Below are 18,250 nucleotides of genomic sequence, written 5' to 3' on the forward strand. Positions count from 1 at the left end.
GTTCCTATTGGAGTCCCTGAAATGCCCATAGACCTCCTTCAAGCTTGCGCTGGCCGGAGTTCCTCGCACAAGAGCAAACAGGTCATAGTAGGGCTTGAAGCGCCTTGCATCGGAGTTGAGCTTCCACTTCCATCGCCACTTCCAACTCAGTTCCGACTGTCGGTTGTTTTGATCAGTTACGGTTCTGTCAATAACGAACCTGAAGATGTGATTGTTGCAGGCCTTTACGAATTGCTGGAGGGCGTCCGCAATGGCAGCAAGATCATCTCCCGACGCCGAGAAGATCGCGCCTACCAGATGTCCATGCCGAGGAAGCCCCAAGTCGTGCGCGTTCTTGTGCCCAAGGTAGCCAAAACGATGAACACAGCAATGTCTTAGATGGCAAATGCGATCGTACGTGACCATGGCTGCTTCGATTTCCGTCGGCAGGTGTTTCATGCCGATTTCGTTGAGCCTTGCCTTGAGTTCCTTCACTGACGCAAAGGAGTCCTCATAGAGGGCTTCGGCCAAACTATCGCGGTGCACAGCCATCGCCACTGAGAACAGTAGCTGCTTCTGGCCTAGGGCCTGCATAGTGATTTCGTCAATGTGAGCGAGGCGACTCAGCAGGGTGCGGAAGTATGTCTCAACCGCGGAAAGGTAACCAAGCACAACGACGGAGCACAGTTCTGGGCTGGGATCGCCTTCGGGCGCGGCGTTGGAGAGAATCCTGTTGATCGCGTTCGTGTTGATAATGAATTTGTCGATCGGACTCAGCGTCTCGCCAACGGTTCGGAACAGGCGAGTGGTGTCGATCGCCGGAATAGGATTGACCTCCACCAGAGGTGGCACGATGTGGCTGCTCACGACATCATCTCGTCGACGTAGGCTTCGACGCGGCCAAGAATCCTGTCGGATCTTGCCTTGGCGATGTTGGGAATCTTGCGCAATTCGGTGCCTGGATCACGAAATGAACGCAGGTCTCCGACCGTCCGGATGTTCGCACTTTCCATCTTCGAGATCAGGAAATCGGTGAGACCGGGCACACCATTAATTTCCATCGCCATGATCCGCGTGTAGATAAGTTCGTCGACAAGCTTGTTTCCGCAGTTCTGGCAGAACTTCTGCTTCGCGTTGTCCCGAGGAGTTTGACAAGCCTGACAAGGCGGGAGGTCGAGCTTCAGGTTTTCGTCTACACCCTGTTCCGCGAAGATCGTCTTGAACTTCCGACGGACGGGATGCTTTTCGTTCGGCCGATCGATGAAGTCGACGATACTGCCCAGCGAAGTACCGCGTTCGCCGGCGGAGAACGCTCGGGCGGCGATAAGCGCGGCGAGATGCGGCGTGAATCTCCGGTATTGTCGATCCCGACCGTGAGAGACATCCTCCTCCCTGTACAGAAGGCCAGCCTCCGCCAGGAGATCCACCATACGGGTTGTGAGCGGCTCGAAGTCATCGGCGTCGATGCCGAACGTCGTGGATTTTACGTTCTTGCCCTTGAGTTCTTCGTTGCGAGCCGTCATGGCGGTAACCACTCCGTCGAAAAACCGTTCCCCGACCCGGATCAAAGTCTTCAGCTCAACGACCTTCTCACCCAAGGACTGGAACTCGCGAATCCTGTTGTCGCGATGAGCCCGGATAGCCTTGGTGACGATGGCGGCGAGGCCCGTCTTAGTCGGCTTGGCTGCGTGAACGGAACGCAGAAGCGTCAGGTAGGCACGGGGAATACCGAACGCAGCATATTGCAGCAGGGTATTCGCCTCCGGCGTGACGGATTCGAGCCCTTCGCGATAACGCCGCTCCGCGATGGTCTGCATCATGGAGCGATATGCTGGGTCCCCAACCGCTGCCCAGGCGGAAATTGTGCGGCCTTCGTGGTCCGCATGGAACCTGGTACCGAACACCGTTGTGCCAGGGTAAATCGAGCACTTGGGGGCAATCTCAGGCGATTTTACCACCCGCAGGATGTCCAGGAATTCAGTCATGAACGCCGGAGTCAACGTCAGTGCCGCGTCGTCAAGCAGGAGAACCGCTCTCTTCCTGCGACTACGCCGGGCCAGGCCAATCAGCGCCCCCTGAACAGCCTGTACTGAGAGCTTGCGGTGAAGCTCCTCGTCCTCGCTGTCCAACTCGAAGTTCCGTTCGAGATTTTTGATCAGTTTTTCGAGCTGCTCTGGATCGGCGACCAGTTCCTGCCCGTTGTCCAGTTGCTGGTCACCAGTGATACGGTTGAAAGTTTCGTACGCTGCAAACAGGATTCGCGCCAGAATCCACGAATGAAAGAGGCTGTGCGCGTCGCTTCGGGTGCGGGACCATGGTTCCAGACTTAGATATCGATTGAGTGACGTGTACACGCAAAACGGTCGGGACGAATCCTCCAAGCATTCCAGCCACGCATATCGCATGAGATGCGTCTTCCCGCAGCCGCGAGGGCCTACCAGCAGTACGAGCCCCTTTGCGCAGAGGTGCTTGACCACCTCGTCGAATTGATCTCCGGTGGCTGTGCCGGACTTTATGACAGCCTCTTCGACATGGTCAGCACGTTCTTCGAAAGAGTCGTCCAGAACCTCATCGAACTCCTGATCGTTTCCGACAGCTGCCTCGCTCATGCGGTTTCGAGCTCCAGGTCCAGAAGGTCTTCCTTGTTTAACATCCGCGCGCCTACTCCTCGAGAGGCACAGACCAGGGCGGCCTGACCATTCGCTGACATTAAGGCGCGCGCTACCGAGCTGCGCCACATCGCCGGCACGCGAATGCGGTAAACGCAGTCGGTCATAACGGCCCGGCCCTCGATGACCAAGCAAACCTTGCGATGTAATTCCCGATCGACGCGAGCAAGAAGGATGTCGCCAGGTTCCGCAATACGTCGGCCGAGACGGTCTTGTCCTAGACGCTCGCGGGATAGCCTATAAGCAAGGGGATCGGCCTGCACGAAGCCGTTTGTATGGAAGACAGGATCACAGCATTCGCGCGCTTCGGACGATGAGAGTGAGCCTCTTGTAATGTCCGCATGGATTTCTCGGAGTGTGAACCTGTGGCCTGTCGTTGCCGTTCGCAAGCCGTAATAGCCATAGTCCATCCGAGCCTCGGCGGCCGAAGAAGAAATGGATAGCGGAGACGAGACGCCGTTGGCACCGAGGTTGCTGATATCGACGTCCTCGCCTCTCCCAAGTTCATTGCGGAAGACGATGACATGAGCCTGGGCTTCGGTTCCTCGGAATGACCCGCGGGGAAGCTGGACGACCCTCATAACGCGCACCCGCCTCAGCAGGGCCTCCCTTACGGCCCGCGAGCGACGCGCTGAGATCAGGCCGTCCGGCACGATGATACCGACCTCAGCGCCGGGTTCGGCAAGTCGCAGGATCTGCGCCAAGAACATGATGTCGGACGGTAGGGCCTCAGCCGGTACAGCACGAAGGTCTGCGAGGCCTGCCTCCGAAAGGATCCGGGCAAACCCGTCACGCCAGCGAATCTTTGCGTATGGAGGATTGCAGACTGCAAGATCGAAAAGAGGCCCACCAATCAATTCTGGCAGGTTTTCGTCGAGCACGTCCGCCACAAGATGGCTGTGCGCGAGATGACCGGCCGAGGCCATGCCAAGCCGAATGTTCTCTTCGGCGCCGAAATCCAGATCTACCGTTTGTATTCGAGCATCCGTCCAACGTTGGGCGGCAGCTACGGTGAGCGAGCCCCCTCCAGAACCCAAATCCAGAATCGAACTGGCATGCCGACGATCGAGGAGGCTCACGAAAGCCTGACCTATACTTGGGTCGGTATAGTACCGCCCCAAGGGATCACGTCCCGAGCCGAACTCCTGATGCATTTCCCCACTCACAGTAAATTGGTTCGCAAGAATCGGAGACGCGTCCCTTGCCCTCATTGGATCATTTTCCAATGGCCTCCGAGTTACAAGAGGCGGGCGCGAGGCAGTGGCAAGTCGGCGCTGTCATACATGTAGCTGCCTTCATCGGCCAGAACTGATCTGAACGGCACCGGGTTCGGACAAGGCGCACTTGGGCACAAGTGCTTTCCTTTTTCGAAGTTGTTTCAGGACGGATGCTCTGTCGTAGACCCAGGCGTTCGGGGAGCTGATCTCGAACCGCTCAATGTCCGATCTGTCATAGAAGAACGCGCCGATCTTTCCCGGAACCAGGTTCGGTACGATTCTGGCCAGCTGGAGAAGGGCGCGGACTCTCTTGTGATGCATGCCGGTCTTCTGGCAGAGCTCTCCAAGCGAGACGAAGCGTGACTTGAATGCCTCTGCGCTATCCCTCGAGACCACCGGAATCACGCGCCTTGCATCGGGACTGAATTCCTCGACTAGCGTGAGGTGGCCTGCCTCGATCAGCCTGTTCACGACGCGCTCATGTGTACCGGGAAGGAATGCCTCGGCCTCCGCCTTGGTGAGATTGGTGCGCGTCCCGCTTGAGCGCACCACCTGCGTCACCTCGTCGGCGTCGAGCAGCAACGCCATGTAATCATACCTGCCAGCCAGCCGTCCTTTCCACGTGAGCTTTCCCGTGAAAATCATGTCAAGGAGGTCAGGAATGGTACAAGTGGCCGCACGCCGCGCGCCGGTTACGTCAACCTGGCGTTCCGCCGGCTCGGAAATCTCCTGGGAGCCGTCGAATAGCCGATCTCGCAGTGCCGCGACATCGGCCTTCGAGAAGCGGCGCTTCGCGTTCCGTCTGCTGCCGGTTCCGGCCAGCCCGATCAGATATCCCTGGGCGACCAGTTCCTTCAGATGCAGTCGCGGAACGCCGAGCAAGCGCTCGACCTCCGGTGCGGTGATCGCGTCCTTCAACTCTGCGACTACGCGACTGACCTCCTCGGACTTGACGAGGATGCGATGGTCCATGACCCCGGAATGGTCCGCGGCCTCGTTGATGCCCATTCGCGTGAAAAGCCGACGGATGCTCAGGGCATGCATTCCGGAATCACGGGCCGCGGTTCGGACGGTATGAACCTTGCGCTTGCCTGCGATTTCGCCAAGGACGTCGGTGCCCGGCTCGATCGGCATAGTCTCGAGCGCGAACCTGCGCACCGCGTCTCGGAGCTTGCCGTAAGCCGGATCGCCGACCGTCTTCTGCAGGAGACCATAGGCATAGCCATAGGTGTCGCGCGGTCCCCAGAAACCCCTGGTCGAGGCCTGTCCACCGTTGAGCCGTTCGAGGAGGGTTCGCAGAGAGTCCTCGCCGGCGCTGGCGATGCGATAGCCTTCGTCGGCGGCTTGCGCCCAGTCTGATGTGGTGAAGCGCGCGACTTGGACCTTGGGCGGGTGCAACGACGACACGCCGAGCGCTTCGCAGAATGGAGCAGCGACGTAAAGAGGGAGGTCGTCGAGCCAGTTTTCCGTTGAACGGAGACCACGGAGCCGGCCCTGCAGCCATAGCTGGAAGGGAGAGGTGGCTGCGAACAAAGCCTGGGCGGCAGCCTGCCGCAGGGTTGGGACCAGGCTCTCAATCGTACCGCTGAAATCGAAGGGGGCGAAGGGTGTGCGCGTGGGATTCGTCGTCGTGAGGAAGACGTTATGCAGGGGACATGAACGGAAGTGCGAAAGCGTCCATTCGAGCCGAAGCCATGGCCTGCTGGAGGCCGGCCCTTCGTATCGGTTCATGTCCTCGAGCGCGCACCGCGGGCAATAGCGGAAATAGGTTCGGTTGACCGCCAGCCGGACTAAGGTTTCACCAGCGACTTCGAATAGCTTTTCAGTCGTGCGGACGGGTGTGTACCGAAGCAGCCGCGCGGGATCGGCCCGCCCCAGAATGGCCACGTCCCGTACCGCCGAGGCGATGCCCAAATCCAGGCTTCGCTGCCGAATGCTCATGTCGCGAAGGAGGTCCTTCAGCGATCTGCCATTCAGCGCAGCGAGGCGGGAGGCGAAGCCAGCCGCAGGCTCCAGCTCCTCAAGCTGGTAGGAAAATCCAAGCGGCCCGAGAATCCAACCGTTCGTCCTCACAATCACTCGTCCTCGATCAAGAAAAGGCCTGGCTCAAGCCGGTTCCAGTCGTCCACAAGGAAAGGGTTCATGTGGTCGTATCCACGGGCCTGCGAATGGTCGATGTATGCGTAGGCGAAGTGATCGCGCGTGAGGGTAGTTGCGTTCCTCAGTGCAGCCTGCTCGATCCCGGCGAGGACCACCTGTGCGATGCGCCCGTACCGATACCTGGCGACATGGGCAATGCGGTCTGGAATGTCGCTCTCGGTGATTGCGCGATAGCCGAGCCCCACCGCGTCGCACATGGCAGTGACAATGTTGAGGATCAGGATACGCTCCTCGGGAAGCGTGACGTCCGGCAGGTGCAAATGCCGTGACCGCCGCTCGATCTGATGGTCAAGCTTGCCAAGTGCGGTGATGCCGGGCATCCCCGACATGACGAAGCTCACCGGCCACGGCTTGTAGTTCATCACTCCCTTGATCGCCTTCCTGATTGAATCCCGCTCCCTGTCGGATTCAGTGAGCTTCAACAGGTGCTGCGTTTCGTCGATATGGATGAGCAGGATCTTCCGCAGGTGCAATTGCTCGGGCAGGATATCCCATACTTCACCCTGCTCGTATTTCCGCGTGATCTTGTATCCGGCCTCTTTCAGGATGTTCAGGCCTAAGAACTTGAGGGTAGAAGGTCCCATCAACGTGTGGCTGATAACGGGTTGGATAAGTCCGTACGATCTCTGGATCGGAGCCAGGGTAGCGTTCCCTGCGAGGATACGTTCAACGAGGGCGGTCTTGCCGGCGCCGCTTTCGCCGGTGACGAACAAGACGCGTCCGTCGTCTCGCCGGCCAGCTTTCTTTGCGAGCATCATCGCCACGAAGCGGGAAAGAAGCTCCTTGGCGCCCTGGTCGCGTCCGCAACTGACATAGACGCTCTTGGCCAGCTCGAGCGCCGCTTTGACGCGCTTCTCCTCGTTGGTCAGACGTTCGGAGACGGCGTCGAGAAAGTCGTCGTCCGACGCGGCGTCATTCCATTCCGATGCCGGCTCGATGTCTTTCGTGGCCGTCATTTATCTTCTCCGTCATAGAGGTTCAGGCTTCCGCCGAACGGCTTGGGCTTCGCTCTAGCCTCATGACTTTGTGGCGTGCTGGATTGGTCGGGACCGTCGCGCTTGGCCCGGCGCCTTGTCGCTGTCGCGACGAGTTCGCCCACCTGTCCGCCGTCGGTCTCCTCGGCCGCATGCTGGTCGGGGCCAAGCGCCGCTTGAGCGGCGAAGCGGATTCGCTTCTCCAGTATATCCAGGGCCTTCTCGGTGATCTCGTGGCTCGGGATCGCCGCCCTGTCCATGACCCCCCTGGAGAGATCCAGCAGATCCCGGTGCGCGCTGATGCGGATAGGCCTTCCCAACTCCTCCTCTTGCTTCAGGAGGTCGCGGACAGCGCGTTTGCCGAGCAGGTGATCGGCCAGCGTCTTGCCTTTGAAACCTTGGTCGACGGCAGGAACCCGTAGGAAGTGCTGGTTCTCAGGGATGCCTTCGAGCCGTCCCCGGATGCGCTTTGGGATCAGGACGTACAAATGGCCGAGATCCTCGGGCTCGACGATGGCGTCTACCTTCTTCTGGCCGATCTTCATGTGAAGCGTCGTCAGTTCCGTCGAGTTGTACGAGATGCCGACGGACTCCACTCCATGCTTGGTGATCGACCGCTGCCTGCGCGTCAGCCCGAAGGCCACGGCCAGCTGTTCATCAGAGGGAGAAGGCGGCAGCCCCGGCTTGGCGAGTTCCTCCCACATTGCGTAGGGAGTTCGCCCCTCAAGGCCGCGATGTGGCCTCATGTGGTAATGGTCCACGATGAACCTGATGAGGCTCCTGTAGAACTCCCCGACGGTCAGCGAGGCGAGTTGTTCCGCGGGATAGTCGCCCTGTTTCACGACGTTGGAGAAGGAGCGTCCCGCGAAATAGCGACAGAGCCGCTTGATGACCCTGAAGAACGCTTCGATCGTGCCTCGCTTGCGCGGATCCTGCTCCGGGACGACGCGGGGGACGCTGACCCTCGAAGCCGCAGTGTCGAATTCGCTACGAAATACGGGGCCGCCGTCCGTGGCCACGTTGAGCGGGCGGCCGTGCATGTGCCAGGACGCCGTCGCTCCCGCAGCATCGGCAAGTGCGCTCTTATCGATCATGACCGACCTGAGGGCGCTCTTCGTCGCGGCGGTTGAGGGCGGGCCGAACGCGAGGTTGAAGCCAACGATGGCTCGCGACGCGCAGTCGATCCCTGCCGTGAAAGTCGTTCGGATGCGCGGCACGAGGCTGCGTTGCTTAGGCGTCAACGATTTCCAGAAGCTCGACTTGGCGACGAGCGTGTGGAGGTCGACCTCCCAGTCGTCCATTTCGACGCGTCCTAACGCCTGCGTGACCTGCAATCCCCTACCGACGGGCGCGTATTTCCGAAAAGCGTAGTCGAGTCCTTTGCGGCCGGCGTCCACGATGAACGGATCGAGCAGGTGGATCTTGCGTCGAACGGCGTTGTGGCTCGCGTATACCTGCTGGTGTTTGGGCAGCTTCTTGTTGATGTCGTACATGGCGAGGTCCACGTTCTCGCAGATGTCGGCCATCCTGGGCTGCAGCAGGCTGGCGAATTTCCGGACCTCGATCGCGATCACGTCGGCGGCGCGAGGGTCCAGTTGATTGCGGTTGCCGCATTCGGAATAGTGCGGGCGCAGGCTCTCCATCCGGCAGTTGCCGCCGATGAAGCGCGCCAGCCATTTCTTCAGGGCGGAAGGACTAGGATAGTCAAAGGCCTTGCGGACCTCGCCCTGAATCCTTCGCCCCGGCCGCCTGCGCTCTCCGAACGTGTCGAGGTACCATCGATCCATGCGATCGTGGTTCTGCTCAATGAACCGAGCGAAGTCATCGATGATGCGGCGTGGGCGCCAATGCCCTTGCACGTTCGCGGCGGCGTCCAGGAAACGGACGCACCATTCTTTCTTCCAAGCGAGTGTCCTAAGTTCCTCCTCAGACAGGTCGGTCAAGTCGGAGTCGTCGAACCGCACACGCAGGATAGCCAAGGCTTTCGAATAGTAGCCCTCGTCGATGCGGATACGCTTCGACCGGATCAGCGCGTTGATCTCCTTGTCGGACTTCGTGACGAGGTAGTCTTCCGCGATCAGGTCGCCTGTCACGGGCTGGAGCACGTGCGTGTCCTTGACCTTCCTTTCGACCCTGAAGGATTGGCCATCGATGAGCAGCCTATCGTGGCGGCCAAACAGATGGGCTCTCTCGGCACTTGTTGCCGAGGCAGGATTCAATACTTTCATGCCTCCCCCCTTTTGTTGTTTTCTTTTGCCGTATCAAGCTTCTGTGATGAATGGATTAACGGCGCCGCTCATTGGCGCCGTGGTTGACAAGGATTGCTTGATCCCCGAGCCGGACGTTGGCAGGGACCACCAGGAGGCCCTTCTGGATCAAGGTGACGGCAGCCCGCCAGCCGCGCTCGCCAAGGCCGCTTGCTTGGGCGATCGCGTGGAGCGAGATTCGAGCGGGGAGTTTTGGCAACGCAGCGGCCACGATCGTCTGGGCTTCGAAGTCGTAGTCCGCTGCGTACGCCACGATGTCCTTGGCGTTCTCGATCTGTGTGAGGGTCAGGTCCTTCTCGGTGAAGATGCGGAACTCTTCGGCGATGCGGTCGCCGATCTGTTCGCATACGAGCCGAAGCGTCTCGCGCAGGTCTTCATCGACGTCGACCTTGTGCTTCACGGCGTACGCGATCCTGCCGCCCGACTGCCGCTGGATGAAGTCGATCCAGCACGTGCGCCTTTGCCCATTCTGGAAAAATTGTACCTTCTGCTGCTCGCGCAGTTCCAGCGTCTCGGGTTTTGCGAGAAGAAAGTACGCTACCGATTCCTCAAGGCCGCTCTCGTACCAGACCCTCCGCATGCGGAACGGGTCGGTAACGAAGCCGACCTTGGAGTCGCGCTTCTTTGGCTGCGGCACGCGGTCAGCGAAGCCTTCCTCAATTTCCAGGGCAGGGGCGTCCCGGCCCCAGTCACGTGCAGCGTCATCGGTATGGACAAGCCCCCGGCCGAGGTGCGGATGCTCTTCAACTGGTGGGCGACGACAGGTCCGTGCCCGAACTGGAATCCGTGGCTGTAGTTCTTCAAGGCTTCGGCCAGCAGCAGGTTATGACAACGCATTTCAAGGTCCCTTTCTTTGTCGATGCCGTGCATCGCCGGCGGGCGGCGAACGCCCGCAAGCCGACGGCTAGGCGGGAACAACGCGGGCAACGGTGAGACGCCGCGACCGTCAAGTCGCGAAATCCTCACATTCGCTGCCGCGGGGCAACCGCGTCGCCGTCGATCGATAGTGAAGGGACCAAAAAGCCGGACTTGATGCCCGGCTGAATATACCGGGGCCTCAGCCCTGAGCTTCGCGGACCTTCCGCACAGCTATCGATATGTTCATCGTCAACATGACCTGTCCTCGTAGGCGGACCTGGTCAGACAGGCCCGCGAGCGGGAGGCGAATACGGCGTCGACGCGAAGGTTGTCAAACGCTTTTTGGGACTTGCCTTCCCTTTCGGTGAGTGTGGTTAACAGCGTTTCGCTTGGTCTTCCGCGCCTAAACGAAGGGCAAACCATTCCGAGGCGGCGCGAGCGATCCAAACCAGTTGGGAAAGCCCTGCAACAAGGGCCCATTGACGTCTGCGACCTGGCGCCTGACCTTGGTTGGGTTCAAAGCTGAGGGGGGCGAAAGTTATGGGAGACGACAGCCAGAAGATCTACAGGACGAGCGAGGCGGAGAAGCTTGAAGTTCTCGCCTCGCTCGAATTGGCTGGGAGCGTCCGTACCTTGGACCGCCTTCTTAGGACGAGCTACGCCGGCTTGGCGACGTCGGTGTCCGAGGATGTCAGGGCGAGGTATGCACGATGGCAGGAGGTGGCCCGGAAGGGACTGGCCATCGAAGAAGAATGGGGCGAGGGTGCTCTCCTTAACCTCAATGATCCAATCTTCGTAGATATGCGGGCACGCGGCGAGATGAATCCGGTCCGTATCCGGAATGCAGAGGCATATGCCGTCGCTCATCTCCGGCGTGAGTTCAGTTCTCCGAGCTTCTTGTAAGCATCCCCCTGAGTGCCGACTATTTGGTTCCGCTCCCTAGTGCTGGCCGGAATCACAACGAAGGTTCCTTTGCGCGGGTCTGGCGTCTCTGATGGTTTCAGAACAATATAGATTTCACCGTCAGCGCTCTGATCGACGAGAAGCTCTTCATATTCAATGGCATTGTCTGGTTCGTCGCTTTCGTTTGTATATTCGGAACGTTCCGGATGCATATCCAACCTCCTCTTAGGGCCTGCACGTCGGCAAGCAGTAACCTCTGAACCTTGCGGTTTCGTTATCGCGCTTGTCGCATCAAAGGATTCGGGGGTGTTGCACCTAAGAATTACCTGATGCTTGCAAAACCTCTCGCCGGGTGTGGCGGTCGAGCTGTTTGATGTGTCCGGCGAGGGTGATCGCTCGGCCTGGCGCTGCGAGTCCGATGCAGCCGAAGCGAATACCATCTACGAATAACGCCTATTGACTCCGAAGTTTCTGTTCACTATTCGTTCCGTCGCCATGAAAACCGCCACGCACCTCATACGCTGACCGTTCCGACCCCCGCACTCTGCGGGCATTGCCGAACGAGTCCGCAGGTGCAGCAGTGACCAGCCTTACATACCAGCCGAACGAAGCCCTCGAAGTCGCGCTCTGCCGCGCGCAGTCGAATGCCTTCTTGCCGCGGGGAACGGTCCGCTGTCAGGGACCGCCTGCCTTCCGGACACAGCTGGCGCGAGATCTCGGCTGCCTTCTCGACGTTGACGAGGAAGTCGACGCTTGGTCGTGCCTTCCGGCCGCCCTTGGTTCAGCAGAAGGCACGCACATTCCGGATTTCCTAATTAAGCGCGGCCGCCGACACACGCTCGTCGACGCCGGCCCGGGGCCGGAACATCCTTGGCTCGACTGCGCGGCCAGGGAACGCGGTTGCGACTACCAAGTATGGCCGAAGCCCGCCATTCGGGAGGGGTTCCGTCTCTCCAACGCCAAGGACTTGCTGAGATACGCCCGATGGGAATGCCCCTTGGGCGACCGGATTCGGTTGCTTGGAGCGCTGGATGAGGAGGGTTCCCTGTCCGTAGGGGAATGCCTAGCCGCCTTCCGAGAAACCCGCCCGATGGCGGGGCTGGCGTCCTTGGTCCTGCAGCGCTTCGTTGAGGTCGAGCTCGACCAGGCCAGAATAGGTCCGGAAACGGCCGTTCGCCGCCGCCGGGATTGATCCATCCGACCAAGGTTGCCCGAATCACCCTAATCCACAGCTTTCATCGGAATATAATCATGAAGAACATGTCGCCACGCTTGCGCGCCAAGATCGTCTCAAGACCTGCGCGCTTTCTCGCATACTGCAGTTTAATGCGCGCCTTGCGAGGGCAGCGCACCTTCCTGCAGGACGGTCCCGGCGTCTTCGTCCTTGTCGTTCCCCAGGAGGACAGTGTCGAATTCTACGAGGATGCTTGCAAGTTTCCCGCCTTTGGGGAGAGCCTTGGCGGAGGATTTAGCGCAAACCACGAACGTACCGACATCGTAGCCTTGAAACCGGCGGCGCGCGGCAAACGGACAGCGCCGTACGATCTCGTTGACGCGTCCGTAACGAAGGACCGTCTGTTGGTGGTGACGACGTCGCGCGATCTTCTGGCAGAGGGCTTCGACAGCTTCGCTGACGCGGTTCTGGACATCGAGCCGCCGGATCCTCGCCATGTCCTCGCAGCAGCAAGGGTGTGCCATGGCGTGCAAATGGCCGCGGAGCAAGCGGAAGTGATCGCTGCCGCGCCGCTCAAGGCGATTTCTGCGGCTTGGCGAAAGGGTCGCCCATTCGACCGGGTCCTTAAGATGCTCAACGCTGCAACAAGCCCGAAAACGGTCGGGCCCGTCCTCGATGTCGCGCGTCCGTACCTGGACGATCTCTCTGGGCTGGGCGAAGCGGCCGAATGGGGCAGGGAACTCGCGATCGACTTGTTGGATTGGAAGGCTGGCCGCATCCGATGGGCGGATGTCGACAAGGGCATCCTGCTTTCGGGGCCGCCAGGATGCGGGAAGACCATGTTCGCTAAGGCGTTGGCTCAGACCTGTGGCGTCCACCTGGTTGTCGGGTCCCTGGCCCAGTGGCAAGCGCAAGGCCATCTAGGCGATCTGTTGAAGGCGATGAGAGGGGCATTCGATGAGGCCAAGAAGAATGCTCCCTCAATCGTCTTCATCGATGAGATCGATTCCGTAGGAGACCGAACTCGCTTCTCGGGCGACAATGCTACCTACTCCCGGGAAGTGGTAAACGGCCTTCTGGAATGCATGGATGGTGCGACGGGCCGGGAGGGCGTGGTTGTCGTCGGGGCGACGAACTTTCCGGACATGATCGACACGGCGATCAGACGGCCGGGCCGCCTGGACAGGCACATCCGGATTCCGTTGCCGGATGCCGAGGCACGTAAGGGCATCCTTAGTTTCCATCTCGGAGGGAAACTTGAGGATAGCGATCGGGCGCTGGTTGCCGATCGGACGGAAGGCTGGACCGGGGCCCGCCTCGAACAACTGGTCCGTGACGCGCGCCGTCGAGCTAGACGTGCCAGGCGGGAGATCAGTCGCAACGATCTCCAGTCGCAACTCCCTGAGCTTGTTACCGTTCCTGATGCTATGTTGCGACGCAATGCAGTTCACGAAGCGGGCCACGCGGTTGTCGGGCTTGTGCTGGGTATCGGAGAACTGGTTTATGTGGAAATCAAGGATACTTTCGATCCGTCCGGAGACGAACAGCAAAGGGGTGGCGGGGCCAGGTTCGATCGACCCTTCCTGGCCGAACGGACCAGACAGCAGTTCCTTGACCTGATCGCGATTGGACTCGCCGGACTGGCCGCGGAAGAAGTCGTGCTTGGGCAGAAGGGAGCGGGCGCCGGCGGAGCGAAGGGATCCGACCTTCATGGAGCCACGCTGCTGGCGCTGCAGTTCGAGGCTTCGTACGGGTTGGGGAGCGGGCTGACATACCTTTCGGGAACAACCGATCAGGAACTGCTGGTCACGTTGCACATGGACGGGCATCTCAGGAAGCGGGTGGAAGGAGTCCTGACCGCTGAGTTCGCTCGTGCCAAGAGCCTGCTCGAAGCCAAGCGGACGGAGCTGGCCAGAATCGCTGAGAATCTGTTTGCGAAAAAGAGATTGTTGGCCGACGAAGTGCGCGCTCTTGCGGGCATCGACGCTTCGACTGCGCGAGGCATTGCGAGCCGGTGCGCGTTGGATTGCCTTATAATTGATTTCGGAATTGGGAAGACATTTCCCGACTTTCTCCTGCATTCTTAAATGAAAGTGTCCTAAGTGACGGCACTTGGTACGTGAGCCGGATATGGAGTTTTGGTCCGTTCCGCAGTCGTTTCGACAAGCATAGTAGGGAGATTATATTGATGGATAGTTCGAAGGCATTGGGCGAAGCCACGCAGGAGCTCGAGCATGCTACGCGGCCAAGCGACGTCGCCGCGACTGCTCAGCGGCAGCCGAATAGCCGCCGGTCCGGTGCGGCGGAAACCGGCGAGCAGTCGATCGACTACGACAGCCTCGGCATCCCGAAAGCCGCTGTGGCCTCGTTCGAAGAGGCCCGGGAGATGTTCGCGTCGCTCGGCCGGAAGAGGACCGAGGAGGTCTTTGACTGCGGAGAGATGCTCGCGAAAGTGCGTGGCAAGTCGCCCAGCCAGGAGGTATTCGAGCGCTGGTCCAAACAGGCATGCCGGCTGACCAGGCGAGGGGCCGGCAACTACATCGCGGTGCACACCAACCTGCGCCCGCATCGGAAGATCCTGATTGGCTGCAGCGTGCCTGCCGCCGCCATGTACGCGCTGGCGACTGCACAGGACGAAACCGTCGCTTCCGTGGTTGCGGACCTCAAGGCGGGCAAGCGGCCAACGGTTCGCGAGATCAAGGTCCTGGTTTCAGGTGAATCCCATGCCGTGCAGCCGGAACCTGCCGACATCGCCGGTGTCGACGGCCTGAGAGCCTTGGCTCGCGCGAAAGTCCAAAACGGAGTGCCCATCCTCGTCGGGCGGCTTCGTGAGATGCTCTACGACATTCAGGCGGCACTCGAGCCCCATTTCGAAGGCAAGAATGTCGCCAAGGGAGCGCTTCTCGCGAAAGTGGAGCATCCCGCACGAAGGGCGCGCAGCGAACTGCAGAACCTGGCACTGTTCGTCGAACCGAACTCCCAAAGCAGCGAAACCTGGCGAGTACACTCTGCGCTCTTCCCGCATGGGAGCCAATGGGAGAAGGTCTCCATGGTTCTTTATAAGCTTGGTGGGCGCGAGGATTGGCCCGACGCCAAGGACCTGGGACTCTGGCTTCTTAAGGACGTCGTGCCCGCCCTCGAGTTCGCCATCGGAGCAAAGCCCTCAAAGGGTGCATCGAAGGAGTGAAGGCGCAGTGATTGCCTGATGGCGCGGGCGAGCAACTGCCACGAAACGGTGCGTCGGTGTCCGTGGCCGTCGTTGTCCGCCTTTCGGAAGGATGCTCCACTCGAGTGAAGCGGGGTCAAAAAGTCCCGGCAGCGGGAAATGACGGTCAATCCGAAGGAAGTCCTTCGTGTTTATCGTTGCCACGACGGCGCGATGCACGATGGCGGACGCCGCGATCGCGAGGTCCTGGTTCATTCTTGCCGACTTGGCTTGGGGAGATTGCATCCACAGGTCCTTGAGGTCGGGAACCAGGGTCATTCGGGCGTATAGCTTCGAAGTGTCAGCGTCCATGGGGAGGAAAGCCATGTCCGACCTTAAAAGGCGGTCAAGCCAATCCTGCAACTGGAGAGATCTTGCTACGTCCCTTTGTTGAAGCATCGCAATGCCCCGCTGAATCTCGATGACGCAACCAAAAGGGATCGCGAGCGAGGTGTCCTTTTCCGCTATCCAGCCGACCACGTTTGGGTGCGGTCTTTTGCGGATGAGCTCACTCACTACATTCGTGTCTAGGACAAACATTTTCAGATGTGGGCTCAAGGGTCCGATCCGACTACAATGGTGGCTTGAAATGTGCGGCGCGAACGTATGCAAGAAGCACCGGCAAATCGTTAAGCATAGTCTCAGAGTGAGTATAAGGATTCGGCATGGGCAAAGGTCCGGGAAAAGGGAGGGGTCCAAAGCCTACGGATACCGAATTGAACTCCTGGCCGGCTGCCGATGCGCAGGAGAGATTCGCGGAATTGCTCGACGCCGCAGCCAACCGGGGCCCCCAGACAATCGTCGACCACGACCGCAGTTTCCAACTGAGCCTGACGGGAAGCCGCTGGTCGCCCGAAGGAAAGGGGTTGCTCCTGAGCGGTCCGGACTCCGCGGACAGGAAGCGGAACAGGCCGAAGAAGTGACGGCGTAGGTCGGGAAATGTTTTCCCAAACAAGACCTGAACCGCGATCGTAGCTCGAGCGTTCCTAGATGCCCTGCTCGCGGGCAGCGCGCAGGGCATAGTTAGCTATAGCGACATGGAGAGCTACGACTTCCCTGATGGATTACGACGGGCGAATTCCACGTACTGCCGAGCCAAGAACTCTCGCCTGGCTTTGTGCTGCACCAGTCGCCCCGCAAGTTTCTCGTAGGCGCTTCCCTTCAGAGATGGCGCGACTATCACCCGGCTATCCACCGGACGAATGGAAATCAGCGACTTATCGAACAGTGTATGGATGTCGGCCCGAAGCAGTAGCCCGTTGCCCACGTCGTTTCGGAACTCAACGCCCTCAGAGAAAGGGACAATGTGGGCAGCCTCGATAACAGCTTCAACCTGATTTCCGCTAATCAAACATTTCGTGCCATATAGACGGATAAGGGCGCGCCTGAATGCTGCCTGCTCAGGACGCACCTCGACGTTGGCGAACCGCCTTTCGAACCCTTCAGCAATCTGCTGCCTATCGCCGTCGAGAGCCTGCTCTTCGGCGGATTTCGGCATGGATCGCATATAGGCTCCAATGCGCGCCTGCCTCTCGCGGTCAATCTTTCCAATCGCATTCCAGAACTGAGAGAGGTCCTCGTCGCTGACCTCGATCGTCCGCCTGTGACGGTTGCCTTTCAGGAAATCGAGCAGCGCGCTTCCGCTTGGTCCGGGCGGCTGTTCGTTCAGCCGAACATGAGGCTGTACTAGCTTTACCTCCTGCAGGACGACATCCAGAGTTTCCCCTCGATCCGTAACGGAGCCGGCCGTCGCCGTCGCCGTCAGGCCTTGCCCGTTTCCGAATTCAGGGTCCTCATGGGTCCAGACGACTAGCGCATCACCGGAGGCAATTTCCTTTCCTGGTCCACCTTCCAGCTTGCGAGGGCGCAGGGCCGATACGGTCGCTCCCTCCCATTGAGAAGCGTTGATCGGCCGCGGTTCAGCCCCGTGGAGGTGCAACTCGCAGTTTGTCTTCAGCAGGAAAGTCGTCATCGCTTTGATTGTCTGTTGGCCTGTTGTGGCCAACGGATCCGATTCAGGACGAATAGGTGATCAAGAATATTCTCCGGGCCGACGAGCCGGAAAGAACCTCTCGGCTAGCTCGCGGGGAAAGGTCTGGAATCCCTATCCGGTCACCAGTTCAAAAGCCAGCGGCATACGGTAGCGCATTAGGGTGACGTTCGGCGTGACCCTAGCTGCCAGAACCGCGCGCTCCTGGAAGTCAGGGGCGATTAGAATGCCTCGGATTTGTGCTAATGGCAGTTCCTTGGTGACGACGACCTCGCCCATGTAGGCGAGTATTTGAGCCAATGCTTCCTTGGTGGCCTTTTTCGCCTTCAGTTCGATGACTACGTGGCGACCCTTCGCATCCACTGCGGTGATGTCTCGAAAATCCATTTCCGATCCGCCGTCGAGTCACCTCAGACCCGGTTCGACGAGATCAAGGCTGTTCCTTAGGGTACGTTGCAGAGCGAGTTCGTCGCTCTTGATCAAGTTGTCGGAAACGGGCTCCGCATCGGCGGGGAATGGAATGCCGTTCTTATGCCGAAGCCATATCCGCATACCGCTTCCGTTGCCTTCGTAGACGACATCGTGGCCGAACTCCTTGAAGCGCTTGAACACGTTGTATTGGCTCTGTCCGGTGTGACTGCTGATCTCGCCCATGGTCGTACCATTCTTGCGTGCTGCCAATGACACGGCGATCGCGGCGTTTTCCCCCACGTTCAAGCCCCAGAAGTCCTTAAATTTCATCTGAGTACCTTGCCCTAAAAATTCCCGCAAACAGTTTGGCCGGCCGGAGGGTACATCATCGGCACTATTCCATCTGCCACTCGTCTCCGCGCGTAGGTAGTTCGGAACTGATG

The 18,250-nt window shown here is 59.7% G+C and carries 14 protein-coding genes; 3 read left to right on the forward strand and 11 right to left on the reverse strand.

What is annotated here, in order from left to right; translation table 11 throughout:
• From FJ956_RS21505 to FJ956_RS21535, 7 genes are all read right to left on the reverse strand, one after another.
• On the reverse strand, nt 1–846 hold an 846-nt coding region (locus FJ956_RS21505; protein ID WP_140781982.1), incomplete at its 3' end, for a hypothetical protein.
• The gene (locus FJ956_RS21510; RefSeq protein ID WP_140680854.1) at nt 843–2,588 is read right to left on the reverse strand and encodes a zinc ribbon domain-containing protein; all 1,746 of its coding nucleotides are present in this window, start codon (nt 2,586–2,588) and stop codon (nt 843–845) included. The genes FJ956_RS21510 and FJ956_RS21505, both read right to left, overlap by 4 nt.
• Complete coding sequence (locus FJ956_RS21515) at nt 2,585–3,859, reverse strand: N-6 DNA methylase (protein ID WP_140680856.1); 1,275 nt, start codon at nt 3,857–3,859, stop codon at nt 2,585–2,587. The genes FJ956_RS21510 and FJ956_RS21515 overlap by 4 nt, the downstream gene beginning before the upstream one ends.
• An 84-nt stretch (nt 3,860–3,943) precedes the next feature.
• Entirely contained in the window at nt 3,944–5,938 is a 1,995-nt protein-coding gene (locus FJ956_RS21520; protein ID WP_181170289.1) for a TniQ family protein, read from the reverse strand.
• Nucleotides 5,939–5,940: 2 nt separating this feature from the next.
• Entirely contained in the window at nt 5,941–6,981 is a 1,041-nt protein-coding gene (locus FJ956_RS21525) for an ATP-binding protein (protein ID WP_140680860.1), read from the reverse strand.
• On the reverse strand, nt 6,978–9,227 hold the full coding sequence (locus FJ956_RS21530) for a hypothetical protein (protein WP_140680862.1): 2,250 nt from the start codon (nt 9,225–9,227) through the stop codon (nt 6,978–6,980). The genes FJ956_RS21525 and FJ956_RS21530 overlap by 4 nt, the downstream gene beginning before the upstream one ends.
• Nucleotides 9,228–9,282: 55 nt before the next feature.
• Nucleotides 9,283–9,903 carry a hypothetical protein gene (locus FJ956_RS21535; RefSeq protein ID WP_140680864.1) on the reverse strand — a complete coding sequence of 207 codons (621 nt, stop codon included), beginning with the start codon at nt 9,901–9,903 and terminating at the stop codon, nt 9,283–9,285.
• A gap of 761 nt (nt 9,904–10,664) precedes the next feature.
• Here FJ956_RS21535 and FJ956_RS21540 point away from each other — a divergent pair.
• From FJ956_RS21540 to FJ956_RS21555, 3 genes are all read left to right on the forward strand, one after another.
• A complete protein-coding gene (locus FJ956_RS21540) occupies nt 10,665–11,027 on the forward strand; it encodes a hypothetical protein (RefSeq protein ID WP_140680866.1) in 363 nt (120 codons plus the stop codon).
• A 1,251-nt stretch (nt 11,028–12,278) separates the two neighbouring features.
• Nucleotides 12,279–14,288: an AAA family ATPase gene (locus FJ956_RS21550; protein WP_140680870.1), complete on the forward strand. Its 2,010-nt coding sequence runs from the start codon at nt 12,279–12,281 to the stop codon at nt 14,286–14,288.
• A gap of 101 nt (nt 14,289–14,389) precedes the next feature.
• Nucleotides 14,390–15,388, forward strand: a complete 999-nt coding sequence (locus FJ956_RS21555) for a hypothetical protein (protein WP_140680872.1) — start codon at nt 14,390–14,392, stop codon at nt 15,386–15,388.
• Here the strand turns inward: FJ956_RS21555 and FJ956_RS21560 are convergent.
• From FJ956_RS21560 to FJ956_RS21575, 4 genes are all read right to left on the reverse strand, one after another.
• A complete protein-coding gene (locus FJ956_RS21560; protein ID WP_140680874.1) occupies nt 15,365–15,964 on the reverse strand; it encodes a PIN domain-containing protein in 600 nt (199 codons plus the stop codon). The genes FJ956_RS21555 and FJ956_RS21560 overlap by 24 nt on opposite strands.
• Before the next feature lie 487 nt (nt 15,965–16,451).
• Nucleotides 16,452–17,378, reverse strand: coding sequence for an HNH endonuclease (locus FJ956_RS21565; protein ID WP_140680876.1), 927 nt, complete (start codon nt 17,376–17,378; stop codon nt 16,452–16,454).
• Between the two features lie 132 nt (nt 17,379–17,510).
• Nucleotides 17,511–17,783, reverse strand: coding sequence for an endonuclease NucS domain-containing protein (locus tag FJ956_RS21570; protein ID WP_140680878.1), 273 nt, complete (start codon nt 17,781–17,783; stop codon nt 17,511–17,513).
• Between the two features lie 18 nt (nt 17,784–17,801).
• A complete protein-coding gene (locus FJ956_RS21575; RefSeq protein ID WP_140680880.1) occupies nt 17,802–18,137 on the reverse strand; it encodes a hypothetical protein in 336 nt (111 codons plus the stop codon).
• Nucleotides 18,138–18,250: the final 113 nt, after the last annotated feature.

It is taken from the genome of Mesorhizobium sp. B2-4-3 (genome assembly GCF_006442815.1).
GTDB lineage: Bacteria > Pseudomonadota > Alphaproteobacteria > Rhizobiales > Rhizobiaceae > Mesorhizobium.